Raw genomic sequence first — 25,012 nt, forward strand, 5'->3', positions numbered from 1 at the left:
AGCGATTTTGTTCTCAAATAAAAGTGAGACAGAGTGAAAACTACAATTATTAATTTGAAGTGGATCACACTAATGATCTAAATGATGGAACTTTAAGGTGGCAATGCATCTTGATGCACCTCTAATTCTATTGATTTTGTGAAATTAGATTATTTTGTAGATAAATTGGTGAATTGATGCTCTAAGCAAACGATTATACTAAATAGAGTGATATGCATATCAAAATCAACAGTATTCTTTTCTAAGCGTTTTCTCTTAAAAAATGACAATTCAACCCGTCTTACAATCCAGTCTTTGATCTATCTTTGACCGAAAACGGTGGGTATTGCTGGCAGCACTCCGGCGCTAAGTGATGTGAAATTCAAAGATTATGCAAATGGCATTTATGTTGCGGCGGGGTCTTACTTTGTGACGATTACTGTAGCGGGTCAGCCTTTGGTTGTGGCGATTGATGATTCGATGGGAACAGGTTTTAATCTTATCGTGAGCGACACAACAGACTAGATCTGAAGACAGAACGTAGAAGAGGGTAGATCAATGCTACCCTCTTCTTATTTGTTTTCTTTGACTCTATTCTTGGTTAGTTTTGGCTTTCTCTAATAAATCCGTGAAAAAGTGGCGTAACGAGTAGAGCATGATCAAACTTGGAATCACCATAAGTGCGGTCAGTATAAAGAAGGTTGACCAATCATTGAGGTAATCGACCAATTCACCACTAAATGAAGCCAGTGTTGTTCGACCGAAGTTACCCAAGGATGCGAGTAATGCATATTGGGTTGCAGAGAAAGCCTGCCCAGTTAATAACGTTAAGAAAGAGACAAAAGCTACTGTTGAAAAGGCGGTCGTGAAGTTATCGACAATAATCGTTGCCAAGAACAGTGTTTCACTTGGGCCTGCTTGAGCGATCCATGCAAACATTAGATTACTGGCTGCCATGGCAACACCGCCAATCATCAGTCCGCGTACAATGCCGAATTTTACATTGAAGACGCTGCCTACCAAAGTGAAGAATATGGTTGCGCCCCAACCAATTAACTTCGAATAGTGGCCGATCTGTTCGTTACTGAAACCTATCTCTTTATAGAAGGTGATCGACATGCGACCTAGGAAGGCTTCACCTATCTTAAATAGGAATACGAACAGCAGTAGGGTGATGGCAACTTGAACTCCGTTTCGTTTGAAGAAGTCATAAAACGGTTCTAACACGGTAACACTGAACCAAGCCACGACTTTCGAACCGACAACCTTATTGTGGCGTTGCTGAGCCTGTTCTTGCAGGGCTTCGCGTTGTGTATTTGGCTCTCCGACAAAAAGAGTAAACAGCATTAGTACGACAACGACGCCTGCCATTCCGTAATACACGCCATTCCAACCGATTGAGTCTGCGTTAATAAAGGCAAGGTAGCCTGGTAGAGAATACCCCGTCCACCAACCAATTACGGCCATTGCAGAAGCTTGCGGCAGTTTTGATGCTTCGGATTTTGGGAAGGTATCAATACGAAATGCATCAATCGCGATGTCTTGCGTGGCTGAGGCAATGGCAATAGCGAGCGCCAACATTGAAGTAAACGCCAAGTTCTCTGCGGGATTGACGCCTGCGATGAATAAGGTACCGATTAAAACAATGGATTGGCAGAAAAAGATCCAACTGCGTCGCTGGCCGAGTATTGCGTGAAGCACCGGCAGTTTTACTCGGTCTACCAATGGTGCCCATAGAAAGTTAATCGCATACACGGCAAACACACTGCCAAAGTAGCCGATGGCAGCACGCGTTAAACCTGCATCTTTTAGCCAACCAGACATATTGGATCCAATAAGAACCCATGGGAAGCCACTCGAACAGCCGAGCATAAACACCCAAAGTAGACGTTTATCTAGGTAGCTGCGAAAAGTCTGCATCCAAGAAAGAGAGGGAGTGCCTGATGACATAGGGCGTCCTTGTATAGAAAAACGCCCTTAAGAAATAAGGGCGTTACATTGGATTACTTAAGAAGGGTCACTTTAGTGATGACGATTGGGTCGACTGGGATGTCTGACATGCGGCCCATTCGCTTGGTTGGAATCGTTGCCATCTTTTGAACAACATCAAAACCTTCAGTTACTTTGCCAAATACAGCGTAGCCTGGGTTACCACCTTTTGCGTTCAAGAAATCATTATCAGAGAAGTTAATGAAGAACTGGCGAGTTGCAGAATCTGGCACATTAGTACGAGCCATAGCGATTGTTGCTGTATCGTTCTTCAGGCCGTTGCTGCCTTCATTCTTGATAGGAGCATAAGTCGCTTGTTGATTCATCTCTTGATCGAAGCCGCCACCTTGAGCCATAAAGCCAGGAATAACACGGTGGAAGATAGTGCCTTCGTAGCTGCCGTCTGCAACGTATTTTAGGAAGTTCTCCACGCTAACCGGTGCTTGTTCTTGGTTTAGCTCAATTGTGAAGTCGCCTAATGTTGTTTCCACGTTTACTTTAGGACCAGCCCAAACGCTTACGCTCACTAGCATTAATGCGATAGAAGATAAAATACGACCCATTAGAAACGTTCCTTCATGTAAGTTTGTAGCTCTTGGTCGTTAGCGATCTCAGTAAGAACCAAGTTGATCACGTCATTAAGAACCATAGAGATGTCGTCGTTAGATGCACTCAATGCACCAGTGCGTGTTGCAGTGCCGTTGAATGTTTTAACTAGTTTGCCTTCAGGCGTTTCAGCCGTAACTTCAAGCGTTACTTTACCGTCCATTTTGTTTTCCATAATGGTGTGTTCTACGGTAACAAGCGCTTCTTGAATCTCCAAAACAATTGAGTTTTCACTGTTTACGCTTGCACGAAAACCTTGAGACTCTAACTGCTGTGCAACAGCATTTTCTAGAGAGATACGCATGTTTTGCTTAGCGTGAATTGGCTGAATGTTTGAACGGCCACTATCAACCAATGCAACATATTGAGCGGCACGAACATCTTTACTGGTTAGTGTGTATGTTTTGCCTTGTACAAGGTTGCTTGAGCTTAGTGAAGCTTCTGGCATTACATTGATCTGTTCTTGCTGAGGGGCTGAACATGCTGTCAAAGCCATAATAGAAGCAGCCAAAATCAGTTTTTTCATTCCTTTATCCTTTCTAAATTCACACCAGAAGCTCGGTATCTTAAATTCTTGTGAAGTCGTTTCTGCTTATTTATTAAAATTCGCAGGTTCTCTTGTTGCTTGTAATATCTCAAATTTTTGGTTTAGTTCAAGCGTTTCAACGTTAGCTTCACCAAATAGTCTTGCTAGTTTGACATCGTATCCGAGGTGTCGGTTGCCAATAACAATTAATTTGCCTCCATTGCTTAGAACATGCTTTGCATCACAGAACATTTGCCACGCAATGTGATCCGTAATCGCTTGTTGCTGATGGAATGGAGGATTACACATCACTAAGTAGGTGCTGTTTTTCTTGAAGCCATCTAAACAGTTGTTGGCGATGAACTGGAAGTTGCCTTCTTCACCAAGGTTATCTTTGACGTTTTGGCGCGCCGATTCCACCGCCATAAAGCTTTCATCCACACAGGTGATACGGGCTTGTGGGTTCAATTGCCCTGCTTTTACACTCAATACACCGTTGCCACAACCAAGATCGATGATATGACGTAGCTCAGGATCTTGAGGAATGTGCTCTAGCATATAGCGAGCGCCTTGATCGAGTGCTTCCCCTGAGTAAACATTTGGTAAATTTTTCAGGCGGATATCTTCACCGTCTACATCCCATTCAACAAAAGGCTCTACCGTTTGAATTGGCTGGCAGTTTGGAGATGAGAAGACTAAGCGGTGTTTTTTCTTCGCTAGTGATGTTTTGGTTTCGCCTAGGTATTTTTCGAACAGGTTAAGCGTAGAGGTGTGAATCTCTTTTACCTTGTTGACGCCGATCACTTGGCAGCCTTCAGGCAATGCTTGGCGTAGCTGACTCAATTGCCAGATTAGGTGACGATTTGTTTTTGGCAGCTGCATGATCACAAGATCGATACCGTGTGGGATATCATCCATCGTGTTCAAGAAGTTCACTCGGTTACTTTGATTGCGCTGCAAGTTTTTCAGGGCACCACGGTGAGAGATAAATGAGTCGCTCATCATAGTGACATCATGATCTTTCGAGAACCAAGCGGATAGGGCACCGAAGCTGTCGTTCATGATCAGGATGTGTTTACCAGGTTCAAGGTTCATCTCTTCAACATGGCTAATAATGTATTCGTCGCCCGCATCCCAAGCTTGAAGGGTTTCATTTGAACGTTTCGGGAAACGATGTAAGGTTAAAGTTCTATCGTGAAGGGTAAGTTCGGTTTTCATTGCTTGAGATACTTATGTAAGAAATAACAAAGATATTGTCTCAAATGCAGGCTGAACAAGATAGAAAAAACTCAACCAAACCTATGCCATTTGCTATGAAATACTCAGACACTCGACCTGTTAGGGTTTATACTCAGCCCACGGATAATGCCAATACGTTATTAAGGAATCACAATGATCCAAGAAGTTATCGAAACAAAATTGCACAATGAGTTTTCACCAAGTCATTTAAACGTGGTCAATGAGAGCTATATGCACAATGTTCCGGCTGGTTCTGAGAGTCATTTCAAAGTGATTGTTGTCAGCGATGTGTTTGAAGGTTTGCGTCTTATTGCTCGTCATCGAGCGGTAAATAAGGCACTTTCAGAAGAGTTAGCCAATAATATCCACGCACTGTCTATTCACACTTATACAAAAGATGAATGGATGAAGCAGCTAGATAGCGTGCCAGACAGTCCAATGTGTATGGGTGGCGGAAAGTAAGAAGGCCTATATACAGAGAAAAGCGCCATGGCGCTTTTTTTGTCGTCAAACGTATGTATTTTTCGTTCTTATATCACCCAAACTGATGTCAAATTGAACGAGCTCAAATACCTACAATGAGTAATGTTTTTATTAACAGTGTTTCAACATAACTAGTAAAATATTAGTTTGTGACAGAGTATTAATCTCTTGTTTAAAACACGATTCAAAAGCCATTTTATCTGTGCGGCTCGTCAAATTTATACATATTTGAGAGGCCATATGCTTCAAATCTCACCAAATAAAGGCTGTATTCAAGTTATTGGTCATGGCATCGAGTTGTCAAAAAATGCTAGAATATCGCACCTGATAAATCTCACATGATTCGTGTGGTGATTTTATTATGAAAATGTTGCGATTTTGGTATCTCAAATTTACCAAAACCGGACACTGTAATGTCGTGTCTAAGGGCGATTTTAAAACGTCCTGAATTTACGCAATTAAAAGAATCTTTTTCCCGATAAAGTAGTGCAAGTGCGTATGATTACAATAAAGAAGGGTTTGGATCTTCCTATCGCAGGAACTCCATCCCAGGTGATTAATGATGGTAAGTCCATCACTAAAGTCGCCTTGCTTGGCGAAGAGTACGTTGGTATGCGTCCTACGATGCATGCTCGCGTTGGTGATGAAGTGAAGAAAGGCCAAGTTCTTTTTGCAGATAAAAAGAACCCAGGTGTTGTATTTACTTCTCCAGCAAGCGGTAAAGTTATTGAAGTGAACCGTGGTGCTAAGCGTGTTCTTCAATCAGTAGTGATTGAAGTAGCAGGCAATGAGCAAATCACGTTCAATAGCTATGAAGCTAACCAACTAGCAAGTCTTGACCGTGAAACGGTTAAAGCTCAGTTAGTTGAGTCTGGCGCATGGACCGCTTTGCGAACTCGTCCGTTCAGCAAGGTTCCAGCAGTTGATTCTGAAACTCAGGCTATTTTCGTTACTGCTATGGATACTAATCCGCTAGCAGCTGAGCCAGAATTAATCATTAACGAGCAGTCTGATGCTTTCGTTGCTGGTTTAGATCTTCTTTCAACTCTGACTAACGGTAAAGTGTACGTTTGTAAAAAAGGTACTAGCTTACCTCGTTCAGCTCAGTCTAACGTTGAAGAACATGTTTTTGATGGCCCACACCCTGCAGGTCTTGCAGGCACGCATATGCATTACCTATACCCGGTAAATGCACAAAATGTAGCGTGGAGCATTAACTACCAAGACGTTATCGCATTCGGTAAGTTGTTCCTTACTGGTGAGATTTACTCTGAGCGTGTTGTTTCTCTGGCTGGTCCAGTAGTTAATAACCCACGCCTAGTTCGTACTCAAATTGGTGCTAGCCTTGAAGAGTTGACGGACAGCGAGTTGATGCCAGGTGAAGTTCGCCTGATCTCAGGTTCAGTATTATCTGGTGTTCACGCTTCAGGTCCACATGCTTACCTTGGCCGTTACCATCAACAGGTTTCGGTTCTTCGTGAAGGTCGTGATAAAGAGCTATTTGGCTGGGCTATGCCTGGTAAGAACAAGTTCTCTGTTACTCGTTCATTCCTTGGTCACGTGTTTAAAGGTCAGTTGTTCAACATGACAACGACAACAAACGGTAGTGATCGCTCTATGGTTCCAATTGGTAACTACGAGAAAGTAATGCCATTAGATATGGAGCCTACTTTGCTGCTTCGCGATCTATGTGCTGGCGACGTTGATAGTGCACAAGCACTTGGTGCGCTAGAGCTAGATGAAGAAGATTTAGCACTGTGTACCTTTGTATGTCCTGGTAAGTACGAGTACGGTCAGTTACTTCGTGAATGCCTAGATACAATTGTGAAGGAAGGGTAATTTTCATGGGCCTTAAAAAGTTTATTGAAGACATCGAGCATCATTTTGAACCAGGTGGTAAACACGAAACGTGGTTTGCGCTTTACGAAGCTGCAGCAACACTTTTCTACACACCAGGTACAGTTACAAAGAAAAGCTCGCATGTCCGTGATAGCGTTGACTTAAAACGTATCATGATCATGGTTTGGCTTGCGGTATTCCCAGCAATGTTCTGGGGTATGTACAACGCAGGTGGTCAAGCTATTGCAGCACTAAACCACATGTATTCAGGTGCAGAACTAGTTTCTATCATTGATGGTAACTGGCACTACTGGCTAACCGAAATGCTTGGAGCCTCCTTAGGAGCCGATGCAGGTTGGGGCAGTAAGATGCTCTTGGGTGCGACTTACTTCTTACCTATCTACGCGACGGTCTTTATCGTTGGTGGTTTCTGGGAAGTACTGTTCTGTATGGTGCGTAAGCACGAAGTTAACGAAGGTTTCTTTGTTACTTCTATCTTGTTCGCGCTTATTGTTCCGCCAACACTTCCTCTATGGCAAGCTGCACTAGGTATTACCTTCGGTGTTGTTGTTGCTAAAGAGATTTTTGGTGGTACGGGTCGTAACTTCCTAAACCCTGCACTTGCTGGCCGTGCGTTCCTATTCTTTGCATACCCTGCTCAGATTTCTGGTGACGTAGTTTGGACTGCCGCTGATGGTTTCTCTGGTGCAACAGCGCTTAGCCAATGGGCTCAAGGCGGTGGTAGCGCGCTAATGAACACGGTATCTGGTGAGACGATCACTTGGATGGACGCATTCATTGGTAACATTCCAGGTTCTATCGGTGAAGTATCAACGCTTGCACTTATGATCGGTGCTGCAATGATCGTATACATGGGCATTGCTTCATGGCGCATCATTGCTGGTGTTATGATCGGTATGATTGCTGTATCAACATTGTTTAATGTGATCGGTTCTGACACTAACGCAATGTTCAGCATGCCTTGGCACTGGCACCTAGTTCTAGGTGGCTTCGCATTTGGTATGTTCTTCATGGCAACAGACCCTGTATCAGCGTCATTTACCAATGGTGGTAAGTGGTGGTACGGCATCCTAATCGGCGCAATGTGTGTAATGATTCGTGTAGTTAACCCTGCATACCCAGAAGGCATGATGCTTGCGATCCTATTCGCAAACCTATTTGCTCCTCTGTTTGACCACGTTGTAATCGAGAAGAACATTAAGCGGAGACTAGCGCGCTATGGCAAGTAATAACGATAGCATTAAAAAGACGCTGTTTGTTGTTATCGCATTGAGCTTAGTGTGCTCAATCATCGTTTCAACAGCTGCAGTTGTTCTTAAACCTAAGCAACAAGCTAACGCGGTTCTGGATCAGCAAACCAAGATCCTTGAAGTTGCGGGCATTGAACTTGCGGGTAATATCCCTGAACTGTACGCAGAGAACATTGAACCTCGTCTAGTTGATTTCGCTACTGGCGATTTCGTTGACGGCGACGCTGCTGCATACGACCAACGTAAAGCGGCAAAAGATCCAGCTCAGTCAATCAAGCTTTCAGCTGAAGATGACATCGCTAAGATCCTTCGTCGTGCTAACACGGGTACTGTATACCTTGTGAAAGATGGCGCTGAAACTTCTAAAGTTATCATCCCTGTTCACGGTAACGGTCTATGGTCAATGATGTACGCATTCGTTGCGGTAGAAACTGATGGCAACACAGTTTCTGGTATCACTTACTACGAGCAAGGTGAAACTCCTGGACTTGGTGGTGAAGTTGAGAACCCATCTTGGCGCGCTCAATTCGTTGGTAAGAAATTATTCGACGAAAACCACAAACCTGCTATTGAGGTTGTTAAAGGTGGCGCTCCTCAAGGTTCTGAGCACGGTGTAGATGGCCTTTCTGGTGCAACACTGACTAGCGTTGGTGTTCAACATACATTTGACTTCTGGTTAGGTGATATGGGCTTTGGTCCGTTCCTAGCAAAAGTTCGTGACGGAGGTCTGAACTAATGTCTAGTGCAAAAGAAATTAAAAAGAGCATCTTAGCGCCGGTGTTGGACAACAACCCAATCGCGCTACAGGTTCTTGGTGTGTGTTCTGCTCTTGCGGTAACCACTAAGCTAGAAACAGCATTTGTTATGACTATCGCGGTAATGTTCGTTACTGCTCTGTCTAACTTCTTCGTTTCTTTGATCCGTAACCACATTCCTAACAGTGTGCGTATCATCGTTCAGATGGCAATTATCGCATCACTAGTAATCGTGGTAGACCAAGTGCTTAAAGCATACCTATACGATATCTCTAAGCAGCTATCTGTATTCGTAGGCCTAATCATTACTAACTGTATTGTAATGGGTCGTGCTGAAGCATTCGCAATGAAGTCTGCGCCAATCCCATCTCTAATCGATGGTCTTGGTAACGGTCTTGGTTACGGTTTCGTTCTTATCACTGTTGGTTTCTTCCGTGAGCTTCTAGGCTCTGGCAAACTATTTGGTATGGAAGTACTACCTCTAGTGAGCAACGGTGGTTGGTATCAGCCAAACGGCTTGATGCTTCTAGCACCTTCTGCATTCTTCCTAATTGGTTTCTTGATTTGGGCAATTCGTGTGTTCAAACCAGAACAAGTAGAAGCGAAGGGGTAAGGTAGTCATGGAACATTATATTAGTCTGCTAGTTAAATCGATTTTCATCGAAAACATGGCGCTTTCTTTCTTCCTAGGTATGTGTACATTCCTAGCGGTATCTAAGAAAGTTAAAACTTCTTTTGGTCTTGGTGTTGCGGTAGTTGTAGTACTTACAATCGCTGTTCCTGTAAACAACCTTGTTTACACACACATCCTGAAAGAAAACGCGCTTGTTGAAGGTGTCGATTTAAGTTTCCTTAACTTCATCGCATTCATCGGTGTTATCGCGGCACTTGTACAAATCCTAGAGATGGTTCTAGACCGTTTCTTCCCACCTTTGTACAACGCACTAGGTATCTTCCTTCCACTGATCACAGTTAACTGTGCAATCTTTGGTGGTGTATCTTTCATGGTAACTCGTGACTACAACTTTGCTGAATCTGTTGTTTACGGCTTCGGTTCTGGTGTGGGTTGGATGTTAGCTATCGTTGCTCTTGCGGGTATCCGTGAGAAGATGAAGTACTCTGACGTACCTCCAGGTCTTCGTGGCCTTGGTATCACGTTCATTACTGTTGGTCTGATGGCGTTAGGCTTTATGTCTTTCTCTGGTGTTCAACTGTAGGGTAAGCACCCAGTAATAAGGAATAACAAATGTTTAGTATTATTCTTGGCGTAGCGATGTTTACCATTATTGTACTGGCTCTAGTACTAGTGATTCTTTTCGCTAAGTCTAAGTTAGTACCATCAGGTGACATCACTATTTCAGTAAACGGCGACCCTGAAAAGGCGATCGTTACTCAACCTGGTAGCAAGCTACTTGGTGCCCTGGCTGGCGCTGGTATCTTCGTATCTTCTGCTTGTGGTGGCGGTGGCTCTTGTGGTCAGTGTCGTGTAAAAGTTAAGTCTGGTGGTGGCGACATCCTTCCAACTGAACTTGATCACATCACAAAAGGTGAAGCTCGCGAAGGCGAACGTCTTGCATGTCAAGTTGCTATGAAAACTGACATGGAGATTGAACTAGACGAAGATATCTTTGGTGTTAAAAAGTGGGAATGTACTGTTATCTCGAATAACAACGAAGCTACTTTCATCAAAGAACTTGCTCTAGCGATCCCTGAAGGTGAAGAAGTTCCGTTCCGCGCGGGTGGTTACATTCAGATTGAAGCTGAACCACATCACGTGAAATACGCAGATTACGATATTCCTGAGGAATACCGTGGTGACTGGGATAAGTTCAACTTGTTCCGTTATGAGTCTATCGTTAAAGAGCATTCGATCCGTGCTTACTCTATGGCTTCATACCCAGAAGAGAAAGGCATCATCAAGCTTAACGTGCGTATCGCAACTCCGCCGCCAAACAACCCTGACGTAGCTCCTGGTGTTATGTCTTCATACATCTGGTCTCTTAAAGAAGGCGACAAATGTACTATTTCTGGTCCATTTGGTGAGTTCTTTGCTAAAGACACAGACAATGAAATGGTATTCATCGGTGGTGGTGCAGGTATGGCGCCTATGCGTTCTCATATCTTCGACCAACTTAAGCGTCTTAAGTCTACTCGTAAGATGTCTTACTGGTATGGCGCGCGTTCTAAGCGTGAGATGTTCTACATTGAAGATTTCGATGGCCTAGCGGCTGCAAACGAAAACTTCGTGTGGCACTGTGCACTGTCTGATCCTCAACCAGAGGACAACTGGGACGGTTACACTGGTTTCATCCACAACGTACTGTACGAAAACTACCTGAAGGATCACGAAGCTCCTGAAGATTGTGAGTACTACATGTGTGGTCCACCGATGATGAACGCTGCTGTTATCGGCATGCTGAAAGATCTTGGTGTAGAAGATGAAAACATCCTACTAGATGACTTCGGTGGTTAATCCACTTAAGTGATTGATATTATGGCTGACTCCTACGAGTCAGCCATTTGTTTTTCTAAGACAGCTTTTGACAACATACTGGCTTATATAAGAAAGAGTAAGGCATTCAAAATACCTGTTTTTTACTCTTATTTTTCCTTATATAAATCCTCAACATTAGACAGGAGTAAGCAAGTGAGAATTTGGCTTGTTGCATTAACTTCTTTGATTTTTCTTGCGGGCTGTGAGCAGTCAAGAGAGCAAGTGCATTTGAGTGGCCCAACGATGGGCACGAGTTACAATATTAAATACATCAATGGTGATGAATTTCCTGAGTCTAATGAAGTTCATACAGAGATCGATCGTCTACTTGAAGAAGTAAACGACCAGATGTCGACTTACCGTGAAGATTCCGAATTAAGCCGTTTCAACCAGCATAAAGGTGCGGATGCGTTCGAAGTATCTGAGCAAACAGCGACGGTTGTGAAAGAAGCGATTCGTTTGAACGGTCTTACTGAAGGAGCTCTGGATGTAACGGTTGGTCCGTTAGTTAACTTATGGGGTTTTGGTCCTGAAGCTCGTCCTGAAGTTGTGCCATCAGATGAAGAGCTGGCGGCTCGCAAGGCTAAGATTGGTATCCATCATCTTAGTGTTGAAGGCAACATGTTGAAGAAAGACCTACCTAACCTGTATGTCGATCTATCCACGATTGCAAAAGGTTGGGGTGTTGACGTCGTCGCTGACTACCTTGATTCTATCGGTATTCACAACTACATGGTTGAAGTCGGTGGCGAAATTCGTCTGAAAGGTTTAAACCGTGAGAACGTGGGCTGGCGTATCGCGATTGAGAAACCAAGCGTTGATGAGCGTAATATCCAAGAGATCATCGAGCCGGGTGATATGGCTATCGCAACCTCTGGTGATTACCGTAACTATTTTGAACGTGATGGTGTTCGTTACTCACACATCATCAACCCTGAAACAGGAAAGCCTCTTCACCATAAAGTGGTTTCTGTGACTGTTTTAAACCCGTCTTCAATGACTGCAGACGGCTTATCTACGGGCCTTATGGTCTTAGGTGAGGAAAAAGGAATGGAAGTCGCAAACCAACATAACATCCCAGTGTTCATGGTGGTAAAAACAGCAGATGGCTTTAAAGAAATTGCTTCTGAAGCATTTAAGCCATACTTAGGTAAATAAGGTAAGCGAGATAATTATGAATACATTTCTGATTACATTTGGTGTTTTTCTTGCAGTAATCGCAGCGATGTCAATTGGCTACATTATCCAAAAGAAAGTTGTGAAAGGTAGCTGTGGCGGTTTGGGTGCTGTTGGTATTGATAAAGTATGTAACTGCCCTGAACCTTGTGACGCGCGTAAGAAGCGTGAAGCACGTGAAGCTTACCGTGAAGAGAAGCTGGCTGAGCGTCAACAAAAAGAAGCGGCTTGGAGTAAAGACCGTATCGCTTAATTGGTGACAGTCATAGGGGATAGAGTTATCTATGCCCTCAAATTGAAAAGCTCAAGATTATCGTCTTGAGCTTTTTTAGTTTTGAGGTCTAGCAATTAATCTTGGTATACCAAAAATGGAAACAGAGGCGAATGACTATTGTTCGATTTGCATGCTGTTACGCGCAAACACTAGTTGGTTTCTACCTTGCTCTTTTGCCGTATAAAGAAGCTCATCAGCGGCTTTGATCTGCTCATCTAGCTTCGCGTCTAAATCGGTTACGCCGATACTGATACTGACCTTGATTCTTTGAGAGTCATGCTCAACAACATGGCTTTCAATGGCTTCTCTCATGGACTCTAAGTTGTCAACAAAGCTTTCAAATGCGCCGCACGACTGAATACAAAACTCTTCGCCACCAAAGCGCACAGCGACATCGTCTTTGAAATGATCTTTGATTATTTTCCCTACATCGATCAGCACGGCATCACCACCATCGTGTCCAAAGGTATCATTCACTTTCTTAAAGAAGTCGATGTCCATCATCGCGATGTTTCGTTGATCGCAGCCTTTACAAGGATGATTGAACAGGTAGCGACGATTCCATAAGCCAGTAAGAGCATCCTCGTTGGCATGTCGAAATAGCTCGTTGGCCGCTTCTTTCATATCTAGCAACTGATGGATACGACAGAAAAACTCTTCTTGGTTAAAGGGCTTATAAAGGAAGTCGTTCGCGCCAGCTTTGAGGAAGCGTGCTGTCATGGTGCGGTCATCACTGCCAGATAGACCTAGAATCGCGAGTTGATTACGGTCGTGGTGAACTCGAATATCGCGGGTCATCGAAATACCATCTTTGTTTGGCATATCGTGATCAGTAACGACAAAAGTAATATCAGGATCGTTTCGGAGAAGCTTTAGTGCTTGTTCTCCGTCTTCGGCCTGGACCGTTTGAATGTATTGATGTTCTAAAAGTTGCACGACATACCGACGAACCACTGTTGAGTCATCTACGACCAGAGCTTTGTGATGTCGATTATTCGAGATTCTTTTGACGAGAGGAAGTAAATAACTTACTGATGACATACTGTCTTTAAGTATGTAATCGATAACGCCTTTGGCTAGGACTTGCTCTCGCAGTTGATTGTCGAACATCCCGGTCAGGACAATGATTTTCTGTTGATAGCCTAAGACGAGATCAATGATCTCGCCGTCTTGGCCGTCAGGTAAACAGTAGTCGAGGACTGCACACAAGAAATCCGTTTCTTGCTCTAAGATCGCTTTGGCTTCTTCTACAGATTCCGCCAACGCAACTTCATAGCCATCGTTCTTAAATTGTTGGTAAAGATAGTTTCTGAATGCGCGACTATCCTCTACCACTAGTATTTTTTCACTCAAAAGCTATCCCTACTTATAGACTAAATACTCCTAACAATACTATCAGAATAGTGGGCGGCGAATGAAGTGAAACCTGTTGAGCTGGACTCCAGATCATTTTAAATCTGAGAATAATTGATTATACTGTTCATAGATACAGTTGTAAGGTCGAGTGATTCCTAGATGTGTAGTGCGGGTGAAGAGAAAGTAAGAAAAATAATTCATGTTGATATGGATTGTTTTTACGCTGCTGTAGAAATGCGTGATAACCCTGCTTACCGAAATCGCCCGTTAGCTGTTGGTGGGCATGAAAAGCAACGCGGTGTTTTGAGTACCTGTAATTACGAAGCCCGCAAGTTTGGTGTTCGCTCTGCAATGCCGACCGGAAAAGCCCTGCAGCTTTGTCCTAATCTATTGGTTGTGCCGGGAAGAATGTCGGTCTATGTCGAGATATCTAAAAAGATCCGCGAAATCTTCTCTCGATACACATCAATCATTGAACCTCTTTCTTTGGATGAAGCTTTCCTTGATGTCACCGATTCTAAGCGGTGTCATGGTTCAGCAACACTTATTGCCGAGTCTATTCGCCGTGATATCTGGAACGAACTGAACCTGACAGCTTCTGCAGGAATTGCACCGATTAAATTCTTGGCGAAAGTGGCCTCGGATCTGAATAAGCCCAATGGTCAGTTTGTTATCCCTCCACAAGACGTGCAATCAGTGATCGATGAGCTACCACTTGAAAAGATTCCCGGTGTTGGCAAGGTGAGCATTGAAAAGCTGCATCAAGCAGGTTTCTTTACTTGTAAGGATATCAAAGAGTCTGACTATCGAGACCTGCTACTCAAGTTTGGCCGTCAAGGTGCATCACTCTGGAAGCGCAGTCATGGCATTGATGATCGAGAAGTTATCATCGAGCGCGAGCGAAAATCGGTAGGTGTAGAGCGCACCTTTACCCAAAACATTTCAAGCTACGCAGAATGTTGGCAGGTAATCGAAGATAAGCTATTTCCTGAACTCGAGACTCGCTTAGAAAAGGCTAGCCCAAGTAAAGCGATCATCAAGCAGGGCATTAAGCTCAAGTTCGCCGACTTTCAACAAACCACGATTGAACACATCCATGCCTCTCTCGATCGTGAACACTTCAAAGAGCTGCTTAGTGAAATACTGAAAAGACAACAGGGGCGAGAAATACGCCTGCTTGGTTTAAGCGTAATGCTGCAACCTAAAGACCAAATGCGTCAGTTGAGCTTCTTTTAAAGATAATGAGTGAGATGAATACCGACTACGCTTCATAGCCTAGTCGGTTTTTTATAAGTAAGAATTACCTAGGAAGTTGTTTTACTCGCGCTAAGGTATCACTGAACGGTTGCTGCTCTAGCTTGCCGTAACCGACCATTTTACTGGCTTTGAGTTTGGTTGAAAGCGGGGTGGCGATTCCACATAAGAAGCGAGTAATTGCCTCGTCGGTAATCAGTTGTTGGCTAGCCGAAATAAACTCATGTATCCATGTCATCACCGTCTCATCATCGATAGGTTCAACATCAACGGTTGGTAAGATTGCCACTTCTCCTCGACATACAGAGCAGTGACCGCAGTTTGTTGGTGCTTTATCATCGGCAAAATAACTCGCAAGGCGTGAGCTTAGGCAAGTATCCGCCTCAAAGAAATTCAGCATTTGGTTAAGGCGGTTTATCTCGCTGTTTTCTTTTGCTTTAAACAACTCAGTTAGACGCTCTGACAGTTGCATCATATCTTCAGAAGTATTGTGGATCGCGTAGACATCGGTGATCTGCTTGCTTTCTAGTTCAATCCAACCTTGTTCATTGAAGTAGTCGATAGCCGCAATCACACGCTGACGATCGGCTTGGAAGTGTGTCCAAAGCGCATCGAAGTCGACTTGGCACCACACTCTTGCTTGAGGAGAGCATTGGAAAATCGCTTCGACAAATTGACGACGTTCACTTTGAAATTGCTCTGTGATCTGCTGTTTCGGACGAATGAACTTAAATTTGTAGTCTGCGAAGTAGCTGTACTTGGGCTCAATCACACCTTCAATTTCGAGATACACCAGTAGTGTTTTTAGCGGTAACTGACGAATGTTGGATTCACGTGATAGTTGATTAAGCATGATCTCCCATTGATTCGAGCCAGAAGCGCCAATGTTTTGATTTTCGTAGATCTCTTTTAATACCGCTTGGATCGATATGTTGTCTGGCGTATCACCAAAAACGAAGTTCTCGAGTGTGCTTAAACCGTGTTTGTTAGCCAGTAAAATACATTCAGACGCTTGCCCATCTCGACCAGCTCTGCCGATCTCTTGTGAGTAGTTTTCGATCGATTTTGGTAAGTCAAAGTGAATCACTCGGCGAATGTTGGACTTATCCACGCCCATACCAAACGCGATAGTTGCGACGATACAGCTCACGTCATCATTCATGAATTGGTGTTGAATAGCATCTCTATTTTCAGGCTTAAGACCCGCATGGTAAGCCACTGCATTAACGCCAGCATTGCGAAGCTGCTGAGCCACCATCTCTGCCGTTTGTTGAAGGGTGACATAAACAATAGTCGGAGCGAGAGAAGCTTGGTTAACCACATTGCACAAGGTTTCTAGCTTACTGGTTTGTTCACAAGGTTGAATCGACAGATCGAGATTTTGACGATAGAAACCCGTAACCACAACGCGCTCCTCATCAATTTCAAACTTTGACTTCATATCTTGGATAACCGCTGTAGTCGCAGTGGCTGTCAGTAGTAGAACCTGAGGAATATTGAGCTGTTTTTGGTATTGAGGAAGCTTCAGGTAGTCGGGTCTGAAGTTGTGTCCCCATTCTGAAATACAGTGCGCTTCATCGACCACAAGCAGTGAGATCGACACTTGGGAGATAAACTGACGAAAGCGTTCGTTCTTCAAGCGCTCGACGGAGATCATGAGGATCTTGGTGTCACCGTTACGCACTGACTGCATAACCTGTTGTGTGGTTTGTCGGTCTTGGCTTGATTCGATTGCCGCTGCGCTAATGCCTTTACTGTGCAGGAAAGCGAGTTGGTCTTTCATCAAGGCTAACAGTGGCGATATCACCAAGGTTAAGTGCGGTAACTCTAATGCTGGTAATTGATAGCACAGCGATTTACCTGAGCCTGTCGGGAATATCGCGGCAGTCGAGTGACCAGATAGAACGTTATCAATGACTTGCTTTTGCCCATTGCGCAGTGAGTCGAATCCGAATACTTGTTTTAGCTTCTGCTCAATCATTTATGTTCTACCTGAGTTATTAAGTGTCGTATTGATGCTAAAGCGGGCGCCTATTCATGATAGCGTCGCTTGATGAATCAAATGTCTTGCACCTGATTGTACCTAATTCTATTCTGTAGCTCCTATAGAAAAGCACCCCAATAGTATGAATAAGTCTGAGCTTCGCCAAATAATCATAGAGCAACTCGAATCCCGATTACGTATCGCACAATCTGCGACTCAGCGTGCGATTGATGCTGCGACCGATGAAGAGACTGTGCCTGAACATAAGTACGATACATTGGCATTAGAAGCTTCGTATCTCGCCCATGGTCAAGCGGTGAGGGTACAAGAGTGTGAAGACGATATTCAGTGTTATCGTAACTTAGTGTTGCGTGATAGTGAGAAGGTTACGGTGAGCAGTTACGTTGTGGTCATTGACGAGCATGATCAATATAAACATTTCTTTATGGGGCCGAGAGTCGGCGGACTTTCTGTCACGTGGAATGAGAATGAGATTGCCATCGTGACGGCAAATGCACCTTTTGGCCAGGCTCTAATGGGTAAAGAAGTTGGTGATGAGATTGAGTTTAAGGTCGCAGATAAACAGTTTTGCTACGAAGTTATCTCTATCGACTAACTAACTGACTAATAGATATAAAACGTTTCTCTGACAAAGGAGCATATACCAAGGGTATAGTAATCTGTCAGATTGATGAGAGGATGTTATGAAAAACAATGTATTTATGAAAAACAGTGTATTAATTGCATCGTTAACAGCGGCGATCTCTGTTGTGAGCCTGCCAACGTTTGCTGCTCAGTGTCGAGTTGATTTGAAGAATGAACTACGAATTGATGACCAAAAAGTCGAAATCCATCAAGTGAATGGTGATACGGCCGTTTTTGATGATAACAACGACCTCTATATTCATGGTGAGAAGGTTGAGCTTGATGCCGACCAACAAGCGGCGATTGAGAAATATCGCGAAAACATGAGTGAGTACTTACCTCGAGCGAAACAAATGGCCAACGATAGCTTAGCGTTAGCCAATGACGTGATTGATGATATCGCGGCTAGCCTGGATTCACCTGAGTCATTTGATAATGTAAAAGAATCAATGAAAACCTACTTTGCAGAACTGGAAGCGCGTTATTACAAAGATGGCGAATTAGTGTTGCCTGCAGAAAGCTTTGATTCGATGGCCAATGGCTGGTCTGAAGATTTCGAGAAGGCGAAAGAAATCTTTAACCAAGAATTTATCTCTAGCGCTTTTAATGCGATGTCAGAAAAAATGAAACAAGACGGTGGCCTAAACCTGACTGAACTGGCTGACAGTATGGCTGAATTAAAGCTGAAAGTTGAAGAGCGAATGAAAGAACACTCTCAACAAGTACAGGAGGAAGCGAATGAGTTCTGTGATTCACTTGATGAGATGGCAGAACAAGAGCAAGAACTGCATGAAATCATTCCGAACTTAAAAGATTACCAAGTCTTCACAATTTAATTCGAGTCTAGTGATGAATAGTAAGAGCACCGGTCGGTGCTCTTTTTGTTTGTATAAATGGAACCACACGGCGAGTATTTATCTCAATTCAATCCATTTCCTTCTTAAGCCTACTGCTTCGCTTTGTTGCTTATAATTGAACGATAAGACTGGTTTTTTGTTAATTTTGTTGTTCTAAATAGCGCATTGATTGTAAAAATCAGAGAATTGTTCATTTATTGGTTGTGCCTATCATTGCTTTTTATTACTGTACTTCTCAACTAGTTCACTGATTTTTAATGCGGGCGATATGGACCAACAATCTTCCTCTTCAAGAGAGCACTTTAGCTCTCGTTTAGGTTTTATTTTAGCAGCGGCTGGTGCAGCGGTTGGCTTGGGTAATATTTGGGGTTTCCCGACTCAAGTTGCTAGCAACGGTGGTGGCGCTTTCCTTTTAGTCTATTTGATCATGATCTTCGTGGTTGCTTTCCCTATGTTGGTGGTTGAGATGGCTATAGGCCGTCACGGCCAAGCAAACCCAGTTGATAGCATGCGATCTTTGACGACAAACCCTTTGGGTAAGAAAGTCGGTGAGTTTGTCGGTTGGGTTGGACTGAGTGTACCAAGCGCAGTGTTGGCGTTTTACAGTATTGTTGGTGGCTGGTTGATCTGTTTCCTAATTGGTGCGGTCGCGGATCTTATCGGCCTAGAAGCGATTGCTGATTGGTTTAAGGGCTTCAGTGTTGAGCGCAACGTATTTGGTACCGTCGCGTTCTATGTACTGACTATCTTGATTGTGCAGGGCGGTGTTAAGCAAGGCATCGAGAAATGGTCGACTCGTTTGATGCCTGCGCTGTTTGTTTTATTTGGCTTATTGTTTGTTTACATCATGACGCAATCTGGCGCGATGGAAGGCCTAAAACATTACCTTATTCCAGACTTTGAGAAAGTGTGGGATAGAAAACTGATTCTGGCGGCAATGGGACAGGGGTTCTTCTCACTCACTATTGGCGGTTGCTCGATGTTGGTTTATGGCTCTTACTTAAGCAAGAAAGAGAACCTACCAAAAATGGCGATGAACGTAACTCTGGTGGATACTGCTGTCGCTTTTATTGCTGGATTAGTGGTGATGCCAGCAATGTTTGTTGCGATGCAAAAAGGCGTTCAAATCTACGCTGAAGACGGCTCACTATTAAGCTCTGACACTCTAGTATTCACGGTTTTGCCGTTGATGTTTGATAGTTTAGGTGTGCTTGGACAGATCTTTGCGATTGTGTTCTTTTTACTACTAACGATTGCTGCACTGACTTCTTCGATTTCGATGCTTGAAGGCCCGGTTGCGCTAGTGAGTGAGCGTTTCAATACTAGACGAACGCCAACAAGCTGGGTGATTGGTGGTGCTATCGCGCTGTTTAGTGTGGTGATTGTTTACAACTTTGCTGCGATGTTTGGCATGGTAGCGATGATTGCAACTCAGTATCTTCAACCAGTCGCTGCACTGATGTTCTGTGTGTTTGGTGGTTGGGTATGGAGCCGAGCTTCAAAAGTGAAAGAGCTTGAACAAGGCAGTCCTGATTTTCAACTTGGTTGGTTTGGTAAGGTTTGGCCAATGTATGTGAAGTTTGTGTGCCCAATTTTGGTAGCAACGGTTATCTGGGCATCTTTCGGTTAATGCAGAACCCTATCTGGGCTTTTTGAAATTACCTCCTCTGAACTTGAAATATTAAGCACAAAGCCACTCATAAAGAGTGGCTTTGTTGTTTTTATATAAAGCTTAGTGGCACGAAATATAAAGCTATAGCGGCACGAACAAGATAGAAAAAAGGCGCTGAACATAATATTCAGCGCCTTTGCATTGTTCGTTAAGCAATCGTGATTACTTAATTTCCATACCTTGAGCTTGTAAGTCCGCATGGTAAGAAGAACGTACAAACGGGCCACACGCTGCGTGAGTAAAGCCTAGCTCTAGAGCAATCTCTTTCAGCTCATCGAACTCAGAAGGCGGCACGTAGCGTTCTACTGGTAAGTGGTGACGGCTTGGTGCTAGGTATTGACCTAGTGTCAGCATAGTCACACCATGTTCGCGAAGGTCTTTCAGTACTTGAACGATCTCTTCTTTTGTCTCGCCAAGACCCATCATCACACCTGATTTTGTTGGGATATCAGGGTGCTGCTCTTTGAATTTCTTCAGTAGATCAAGAGACCACTTGTAGTTCGCACCTGGACGCGCTTTACGGTATAGACGTGGCGCTGTCTCTAGGTTGTGGTTGAAAACATCTGGCGGGTTGTCTTTCATTAGGTCAAGCGCAACGTCCATACGACCGCGGAAGTCTGGAACCAGTGTTTCGATACGAATATTTGGGTTGAGTTCGCGAATCTCACGGTTACAGTCAGCAAAGTGCTGAGCACCGCCGTCACGCAAGTCATCACGGTCAACTGAAGTGATTACAACGTACTTCAGTTTCATGTCTTGAATTGTTTTAGCCAGTTTCTTCGGCTCTTCAGCTTCAGGAGCAACAGGACGACCATGGGCAACATCACAGAACGGGCAGCGACGAGTACAGATAGCGCCAAGAATCATAAACGTTGCCGTACCGTGGTTGAAACACTCGGCTAGGTTAGGGCAAGACGCTTCTTCACAAACTGAGTGCAGGTTGTTTTTACGCATTGCTGATTTGATTTCTTGAATACGATGGCTGTCTGAAGGAAGTTTAATCTTCATCCATTCAGGCTTACGTAGAACTTCTTTCTGTTCAGCAGGCATATTCTTTACGGGAATTAATGCCATTTTGTCAGCGTCACGATATTTAACGCCTTTTTCCATTTGGATTGGTTTGCTCATGATTTTATGCTTCTGCTGTAATGTTACTGGTGGCTTGAATGTCTACTTGGTCATAGCCGAGTAGCTCTACGAGCTCTTGTATTAACTGTTGCTCAACGTTTTCTAGTTCACTTGGTCCGCCGAGTTGGCTTACCTGCGCCATTTCCATACCTTGGTAACCACATGGGTTAATACGTAGGAATGGAGACAGGTCCATATCGACGTTGAGTGCTAACCCGTGGAACGAGCAGCCACGTCGAATACGTAATCCAAGTGAACAGATTTTCTTGCCATCGACATAAACACCAGGAGCGTCAGGTCGGGCAGCTGAATCTATATTGTAAGCTTTCAGAGTATTGATTACGAGGTTCTCGATATGAGTAACCAAATCACGTACTCCGAATTTCTTGCGGCGGATGTTAATCAGAAAGTAAGCCACTAATTGGCCTGGGCCGTGGTAAGTCACTTGGCCACCGCGATCGCTTTGTATTACAGGGATATCACCGGCATTTAATACATGCTCAGCTTTGCCTGCTTGTCCTTGAGTGAAGACAGGGTTGTGTTCAACCAACCAAACTTGGTCTAGGTCTTCTTCCGTGCGTTCGTCTGTGAACTTATGCATGGCTTTCCATACAGGTTCGTAATCCTGACGGCCTAATTTTTTTACGATTAGCTTATTTTGCAAAGCTGCACTCCCTCAAGGATTAATAAAGTGAACGCATTATAAACGCGAAACATGATTCTAACTACAGACGGACTGCAAGGTTTTTCAACTTTCTTTGTATTTATTGAAAATTAAGTTGAATGAATTTGAGCTAGATAGGGCGCTTTAAACAAAAACAGCGGCAATAAGCCGCTGTTTTTCATGTGTAATCGGAGATTACAGAACCATACGAACGATTTCGATCTCGCCCAGTTCTTTATAAAGAGTTTCTACTTGCTCAATTGAAGTCGCAGTAATATTGATAGAAACAGAGTGGTAGTTACCTTTCGCACTTGGTTTTAGCGTTGGGCTGTAGTCACCAGGAGCATGACGCTGGATCACTTCTAGTACTAGCTCAGTCAGTTCTGGCTTAGCGTGGCCCATTACTTTGTAAGTGAATGAACAAGGGAACTCTAAGAGGTCTTTTAGTTTTGCATCAGAATTGATGTTCATGATTAGCTCCAAAAGGCTAGACTCTCGCAAATTGGCGAAATGTCGATAAAAAGCGTGTTCGGTCAACAGACACGAGTAATAAGGCGGAATATTACGTGTAAATATCACCGAACTCAAGATCAACAAAAGCCGCACATGGCGGCTTTTGGTTCGCTAATGAGTAAATCATGAACTTACTCATTAGGTTAGCTATACAACAAGCTTGGGTTTTACCTAGAACAAACCTTTTGCTTGTTTAGAATAAACCCTTGAACAGAAGAACTAGGTAGTCCCATAGACGGCTGAATAGGCTGCCTTGGTCTACATCTTCAAGTGCTAGTAGTGGGTATTCAGCAACGTCTTCACCGTCTACTTGGTAGAATAGTTTACCAACTACATCGCCTTTGCTGATTGGCGCTTCTAGCTCTTTCTCAAGAACGAAGCTTGCCTTCAGGTTCTTAGCTTGACCACGAGGTAGCGTTACGAAAGTATCTTCGTCGACACCCAGTGCAACTGTGTCCTTGCTACCCATCCAGATCTTCTCTTCTACGAAGGTTTCACCGGCTGTGTGTGGTGCCACTGTTTCAAAGAAGCGGAAGCCGTAGCTAAGCAGTTTTTTGCTTTCTGTTTTACGAGCATTCGCATTCTTGGTACCCATAACTACAGCCACTAGGCGCATTTTGCCTTCTGTCGCTGAGCTTACTAGGCTGTAACCTGCATTGCTTGTGTGGCCCGTTTTGATGCCATCAACGTTCATGCTCTTATCCCATAACAGACCGTTACGGTTGTATTGGGTGATGCCGTTGTATGTGAATTTCTTCTCTGAGTAGATACGGTACTCGTCTGGTACGTCGCGAATCAGCGCCTGACCAAGTAGCGCCATATCGTAAGGCGTTGAGTATAGGTTCGGGTTGTCTAGACCGTGCACGTTAGCAAAGTGCGTGTCTTTCATGCCGATAGAGCTTGCCCAAGCGTTCATTAGGTCAACGAATGCATCTTCAGAGCCAGCGATGTGTTCAGCCATAGCAACACATGCGTCGTTACCTGATTGAATGATGATACCGCGGTTTAATTCTTCAACTTTAACCGTAGTGCCCACTTCAACGAACATCTTAGATGAATCTGGGAAGTTTTTAGCCCAAGCATTTTCACTGATTACAACATCGTCGTTTAGGTTGATGTTGCCACGGTCGAGCTCTTGGCCGATCACGTAGCTCGTCATCATCTTGGTTAAACTTGCTGGAGAAAGCTGAGTATTCATCTCTTTCTCTGCTAGTACTTTGCCTGAATGGTAATCCATCAGAACAAAACCTTTAGCGGCGATTTGAGGTGCATCAGGAACAACAATAGGAGCGGCGAATGACGATGTAGCTATCGTTGCAGAAAGAGCAACAGAAGTAGCAAAAATCGATTTAACAAGTTTATTAGATTTAATCATTTTGAATGCAATTATTTGGTGAACTATTCATATATTAACAGAATCACTCTGTCACACCAGAGCGCTGATTACCAGAAGTAACTGTTAGATTAATTAGCGAGTTAGGGTGTGTTTTTTTATATAAGCTGACGGGTAACCCATTAGCTTAACTTGTTCTAATTTCTCTTGAGTCAGAGCATAGTCATGAAATGGCCCAATCATCAGACGGTATTTGTCATCATTTGGCTGCAAGAACGTTGCTACTTCTAGCTTTTCGGCTAGATCTTTCGCTAACTTTTCGGTCCTATCTTCATGTGGAGATGTTGCGACTTGAATAATAAATTGCGGTAAAGCAGCCTTTTTATTTGCGTCGGTTGGCATAGCCACAGTAATGACTTCAATCTCAACATTTGCCGTGCCGGTTCTCAACACATCGAGCTTGTAAGCTGCCGCATAACTAAGGTCAATGATTCGGCCTTCATGGAATGGGCCGCGGTCATTGATACGAACAATTGTCGTTTTGTTGTTGTCAGTATTCGTCACTTTTACATAGCTTGGAATTGGCAATGTTTTGTGCGCCGCAGACATCGAATACATGTCGTAGATCTCGCCGTTCGACGTTAAGTGGCCATGAAATTTCTTACCGTACCAAGAGGCTTTGCCTTTCTCAGTAAACCCTTCGGTCTTCTTTACGATCTTGTAGTCTTCGCCACGTAAAGTGTAATCCGTGTTACCACCTAAACTATAAGGTTCATACTGAGGGTGAGCATCCTCGAGATGCTCTACTGAGATCGGTGCGTCTGGTGCAATATCTGAATCAATATCGTAGCGGCCTGTTGGCTGCTTTGAAGAACAACCATTGATTAAAATCGCTAGCCCCAAGATAGAGACTATTTTTTTGATTGGCAGCTCTTCAACCAAGGATGCTTTTTTTTGAAACGTTGTAATAGACAT

The 25,012-nt window shown here is 43.8% G+C and carries 24 protein-coding genes and 1 pseudogene; 14 read left to right on the forward strand and 11 right to left on the reverse strand.

Annotated elements, in window-relative coordinates; all coding sequences use genetic code 11:
* Positions 1-284: 284 nt before the first annotated feature.
* Positions 285-504, forward strand: a pseudogene (locus AB6E30_RS13480) (2-dehydropantoate 2-reductase); the annotation flags it as partial.
* 66 nt (positions 505-570) lie between these two features.
* Here the strand turns inward: AB6E30_RS13480 and AB6E30_RS13485 are convergent.
* The 4 genes from AB6E30_RS13485 to AB6E30_RS13500 form a co-directional block, all read right to left on the reverse strand.
* Positions 571-1,929, reverse strand: coding sequence for an AmpG family muropeptide MFS transporter (locus AB6E30_RS13485; protein ID WP_017059905.1), 1,359 nt, complete (start codon positions 1,927-1,929; stop codon positions 571-573).
* A gap of 53 nt (positions 1,930-1,982) precedes the next feature.
* On the reverse strand, positions 1,983-2,531 hold the full coding sequence (locus tag AB6E30_RS13490) for a peptidylprolyl isomerase (RefSeq protein ID WP_372103915.1): 549 nt from the start codon (positions 2,529-2,531) through the stop codon (positions 1,983-1,985).
* A complete protein-coding gene (locus tag AB6E30_RS13495; protein WP_017059907.1) occupies positions 2,531-3,100 on the reverse strand; it encodes a YajG family lipoprotein in 570 nt (189 codons plus the stop codon). Before AB6E30_RS13495 ends, AB6E30_RS13490 begins: the two co-directional genes overlap by 1 nt.
* A 66-nt stretch (positions 3,101-3,166) precedes the next feature.
* Positions 3,167-4,318, reverse strand: coding sequence for a methyltransferase (locus AB6E30_RS13500; RefSeq protein ID WP_372084251.1), 1,152 nt, complete (start codon positions 4,316-4,318; stop codon positions 3,167-3,169).
* A gap of 174 nt (positions 4,319-4,492) precedes the next feature.
* Here AB6E30_RS13500 and bolA point away from each other — a divergent pair, with 174 nt between their 5' ends.
* The 9 genes from bolA (at position 4,493) to nqrM (ending at position 12,610) form a co-directional block, all read left to right on the forward strand.
* A complete protein-coding gene (gene bolA / locus AB6E30_RS13505) occupies positions 4,493-4,801 on the forward strand; it encodes a transcriptional regulator BolA (protein ID WP_017059909.1) in 309 nt (102 codons plus the stop codon).
* A 519-nt stretch (positions 4,802-5,320) separates the two neighbouring features.
* Complete coding sequence (locus AB6E30_RS13510; RefSeq protein ID WP_032545690.1) at positions 5,321-6,661, forward strand: Na(+)-translocating NADH-quinone reductase subunit A; 1,341 nt, start codon at positions 5,321-5,323, stop codon at positions 6,659-6,661.
* Between the two features lie 5 nt (positions 6,662-6,666).
* Positions 6,667-7,911 (forward strand): NADH:ubiquinone reductase (Na(+)-transporting) subunit B, encoded by a 1,245-nt coding sequence (locus AB6E30_RS13515; RefSeq protein ID WP_010439046.1) that lies wholly within the window; start codon positions 6,667-6,669, stop codon positions 7,909-7,911.
* Positions 7,901-8,668, forward strand: a complete 768-nt coding sequence (locus tag AB6E30_RS13520) for a Na(+)-translocating NADH-quinone reductase subunit C (protein WP_372103918.1) — start codon at positions 7,901-7,903, stop codon at positions 8,666-8,668. Before AB6E30_RS13515 ends, AB6E30_RS13520 begins: the two co-directional genes overlap by 11 nt.
* Positions 8,668-9,300: an NADH:ubiquinone reductase (Na(+)-transporting) subunit D gene (locus tag AB6E30_RS13525; RefSeq protein WP_008223083.1), complete on the forward strand. Its 633-nt coding sequence runs from the start codon at positions 8,668-8,670 to the stop codon at positions 9,298-9,300. Before AB6E30_RS13520 ends, AB6E30_RS13525 begins: the two co-directional genes overlap by 1 nt.
* Before the next feature lie 7 nt (positions 9,301-9,307).
* Entirely contained in the window at positions 9,308-9,904 is a 597-nt protein-coding gene (nqrE, locus tag AB6E30_RS13530) for an NADH:ubiquinone reductase (Na(+)-transporting) subunit E (RefSeq protein WP_009848375.1), read from the forward strand.
* Positions 9,905-9,933: 29 nt separating this feature from the next.
* Positions 9,934-11,160 carry an NADH:ubiquinone reductase (Na(+)-transporting) subunit F gene (gene nqrF, locus AB6E30_RS13535; RefSeq protein ID WP_017059912.1) on the forward strand — a complete coding sequence of 409 codons (1,227 nt, stop codon included), beginning with the start codon at positions 9,934-9,936 and terminating at the stop codon, positions 11,158-11,160.
* A 174-nt stretch (positions 11,161-11,334) separates the two neighbouring features.
* Positions 11,335-12,339: an FAD:protein FMN transferase gene (locus AB6E30_RS13540; protein WP_017059913.1), complete on the forward strand. Its 1,005-nt coding sequence runs from the start codon at positions 11,335-11,337 to the stop codon at positions 12,337-12,339.
* A 16-nt stretch (positions 12,340-12,355) separates the two neighbouring features.
* On the forward strand, positions 12,356-12,610 hold the full coding sequence (gene nqrM, locus AB6E30_RS13545) for a (Na+)-NQR maturation NqrM (RefSeq protein WP_009848378.1): 255 nt from the start codon (positions 12,356-12,358) through the stop codon (positions 12,608-12,610).
* A 135-nt stretch (positions 12,611-12,745) separates the two neighbouring features.
* Here nqrM and AB6E30_RS13550 read toward each other — a convergent pair whose 3' ends face one another.
* A complete protein-coding gene (locus AB6E30_RS13550; RefSeq protein ID WP_372103921.1) occupies positions 12,746-13,984 on the reverse strand; it encodes a response regulator in 1,239 nt (412 codons plus the stop codon).
* 162 nt (positions 13,985-14,146) lie between these two features.
* Here AB6E30_RS13550 and dinB point away from each other — a divergent pair, with 162 nt between their 5' ends.
* A complete protein-coding gene (dinB, locus tag AB6E30_RS13555) occupies positions 14,147-15,223 on the forward strand; it encodes a DNA polymerase IV (RefSeq protein WP_372101237.1) in 1,077 nt (358 codons plus the stop codon).
* A 64-nt stretch (positions 15,224-15,287) separates the two neighbouring features.
* Here dinB and AB6E30_RS13560 read toward each other — a convergent pair whose 3' ends face one another.
* Positions 15,288-17,222, reverse strand: coding sequence for an ATP-dependent DNA helicase RecQ (locus tag AB6E30_RS13560; RefSeq protein ID WP_017059916.1), 1,935 nt, complete (start codon positions 17,220-17,222; stop codon positions 15,288-15,290).
* A 145-nt stretch (positions 17,223-17,367) separates the two neighbouring features.
* On the opposite strand from AB6E30_RS13560, the gene AB6E30_RS13565 reads away from it, so the two are divergent.
* The 3 genes from AB6E30_RS13565 to AB6E30_RS13575 all read left to right on the forward strand — a co-directional run bounded on the left by AB6E30_RS13565 (position 17,368) and on the right by AB6E30_RS13575 (position 20,357).
* Positions 17,368-17,841 (forward strand): GreA/GreB family elongation factor, encoded by a 474-nt coding sequence (locus tag AB6E30_RS13565; RefSeq protein ID WP_017059917.1) that lies wholly within the window; start codon positions 17,368-17,370, stop codon positions 17,839-17,841.
* Between the two features lie 88 nt (positions 17,842-17,929).
* Positions 17,930-18,706 carry a YggN family protein gene (locus AB6E30_RS13570; RefSeq protein ID WP_136982350.1) on the forward strand — a complete coding sequence of 259 codons (777 nt, stop codon included), beginning with the start codon at positions 17,930-17,932 and terminating at the stop codon, positions 18,704-18,706.
* A 289-nt stretch (positions 18,707-18,995) separates the two neighbouring features.
* Positions 18,996-20,357, forward strand: coding sequence for a sodium-dependent transporter (locus AB6E30_RS13575; RefSeq protein ID WP_017059919.1), 1,362 nt, complete (start codon positions 18,996-18,998; stop codon positions 20,355-20,357).
* 204 nt (positions 20,358-20,561) lie between these two features.
* Here the strand turns inward: AB6E30_RS13575 and lipA are convergent, their stop codons facing one another.
* The 5 genes from lipA to AB6E30_RS13600 all read right to left on the reverse strand — a co-directional run bounded on the left by lipA (position 20,562) and on the right by AB6E30_RS13600 (position 25,012).
* Positions 20,562-21,527: a lipoyl synthase gene (gene lipA, locus AB6E30_RS13580; protein ID WP_017064177.1), complete on the reverse strand. Its 966-nt coding sequence runs from the start codon at positions 21,525-21,527 to the stop codon at positions 20,562-20,564.
* A 4-nt stretch (positions 21,528-21,531) separates the two neighbouring features.
* Positions 21,532-22,191 (reverse strand): lipoyl(octanoyl) transferase LipB, encoded by a 660-nt coding sequence (lipB, locus tag AB6E30_RS13585; protein ID WP_017068510.1) that lies wholly within the window; start codon positions 22,189-22,191, stop codon positions 21,532-21,534.
* A gap of 195 nt (positions 22,192-22,386) precedes the next feature.
* The gene (ybeD, locus tag AB6E30_RS13590) at positions 22,387-22,665 is read right to left on the reverse strand and encodes a DUF493 family protein YbeD (protein WP_026084358.1); all 279 of its coding nucleotides are present in this window, start codon (positions 22,663-22,665) and stop codon (positions 22,387-22,389) included.
* 232 nt (positions 22,666-22,897) lie between these two features.
* Positions 22,898-24,079, reverse strand: coding sequence for a serine hydrolase (locus AB6E30_RS13595; protein WP_017068508.1), 1,182 nt, complete (start codon positions 24,077-24,079; stop codon positions 22,898-22,900).
* 93 nt (positions 24,080-24,172) lie between these two features.
* Positions 24,173-25,012 carry a septal ring lytic transglycosylase RlpA family protein gene (locus AB6E30_RS13600; protein WP_372103925.1) on the reverse strand — a complete coding sequence of 280 codons (840 nt, stop codon included), beginning with the start codon at positions 25,010-25,012 and terminating at the stop codon, positions 24,173-24,175.

Source organism: Vibrio sp. 10N.247.311.12 (assembly GCF_041467515.1).
Lineage (GTDB): Bacteria > Pseudomonadota > Gammaproteobacteria > Enterobacterales > Vibrionaceae > Vibrio > Vibrio crassostreae_C.

Excerpts from the sequence above, each read along its gene's own strand:
- AB6E30_RS13485 (WP_017059905.1), bottom strand. The coding sequence starts at position 1,929 with ATGTCATCAGGCACTCCCTCTCTTTCTTGGATGCAGACTTTTCGCAGC.
- AB6E30_RS13490 (WP_372103915.1), bottom strand. The coding sequence starts at position 2,531 with ATGGGTCGTATTTTATCTTCTATCGCATTAATGCTAGTGAGCGTAAGC.
- AB6E30_RS13495 (WP_017059907.1), bottom strand. The coding sequence starts at position 3,100 with ATGAAAAAACTGATTTTGGCTGCTTCTATTATGGCTTTGACAGCATGT.
- AB6E30_RS13500 (WP_372084251.1), bottom strand. The coding sequence starts at position 4,318 with ATGAAAACCGAACTTACCCTTCACGATAGAACTTTAACCTTACATCGT.
- bolA (WP_017059909.1), top strand. The coding sequence starts at position 4,493 with ATGATCCAAGAAGTTATCGAAACAAAATTGCACAATGAGTTTTCACCA.
- AB6E30_RS13510 (WP_032545690.1), top strand. The coding sequence starts at position 5,321 with ATGATTACAATAAAGAAGGGTTTGGATCTTCCTATCGCAGGAACTCCA.
- AB6E30_RS13515 (WP_010439046.1), top strand. The coding sequence starts at position 6,667 with ATGGGCCTTAAAAAGTTTATTGAAGACATCGAGCATCATTTTGAACCA.
- AB6E30_RS13520 (WP_372103918.1), top strand. The coding sequence starts at position 7,901 with ATGGCAAGTAATAACGATAGCATTAAAAAGACGCTGTTTGTTGTTATC.
- AB6E30_RS13525 (WP_008223083.1), top strand. The coding sequence starts at position 8,668 with ATGTCTAGTGCAAAAGAAATTAAAAAGAGCATCTTAGCGCCGGTGTTG.
- nqrE (WP_009848375.1), top strand. The coding sequence starts at position 9,308 with ATGGAACATTATATTAGTCTGCTAGTTAAATCGATTTTCATCGAAAAC.
- nqrF (WP_017059912.1), top strand. The coding sequence starts at position 9,934 with ATGTTTAGTATTATTCTTGGCGTAGCGATGTTTACCATTATTGTACTG.
- nqrM (WP_009848378.1), top strand. The coding sequence starts at position 12,356 with ATGAATACATTTCTGATTACATTTGGTGTTTTTCTTGCAGTAATCGCA.
- dinB (WP_372101237.1), top strand. The coding sequence starts at position 14,147 with ATGTGTAGTGCGGGTGAAGAGAAAGTAAGAAAAATAATTCATGTTGAT.
- AB6E30_RS13560 (WP_017059916.1), bottom strand. The coding sequence starts at position 17,222 with ATGATTGAGCAGAAGCTAAAACAAGTATTCGGATTCGACTCACTGCGC.
- AB6E30_RS13565 (WP_017059917.1), top strand. The coding sequence starts at position 17,368 with ATGAATAAGTCTGAGCTTCGCCAAATAATCATAGAGCAACTCGAATCC.
- AB6E30_RS13570 (WP_136982350.1), top strand. The coding sequence starts at position 17,930 with ATGAAAAACAATGTATTTATGAAAAACAGTGTATTAATTGCATCGTTA.
- AB6E30_RS13575 (WP_017059919.1), top strand. The coding sequence starts at position 18,996 with ATGGACCAACAATCTTCCTCTTCAAGAGAGCACTTTAGCTCTCGTTTA.
- lipA (WP_017064177.1), bottom strand. The coding sequence starts at position 21,527 with ATGAGCAAACCAATCCAAATGGAAAAAGGCGTTAAATATCGTGACGCT.
- AB6E30_RS13595 (WP_017068508.1), bottom strand. The coding sequence starts at position 24,079 with ATGATTAAATCTAATAAACTTGTTAAATCGATTTTTGCTACTTCTGTT.
- AB6E30_RS13600 (WP_372103925.1), bottom strand. The coding sequence starts at position 25,012 with ATGTCTATTACAACGTTTCAAAAAAAAGCATCCTTGGTTGAAGAGCTG.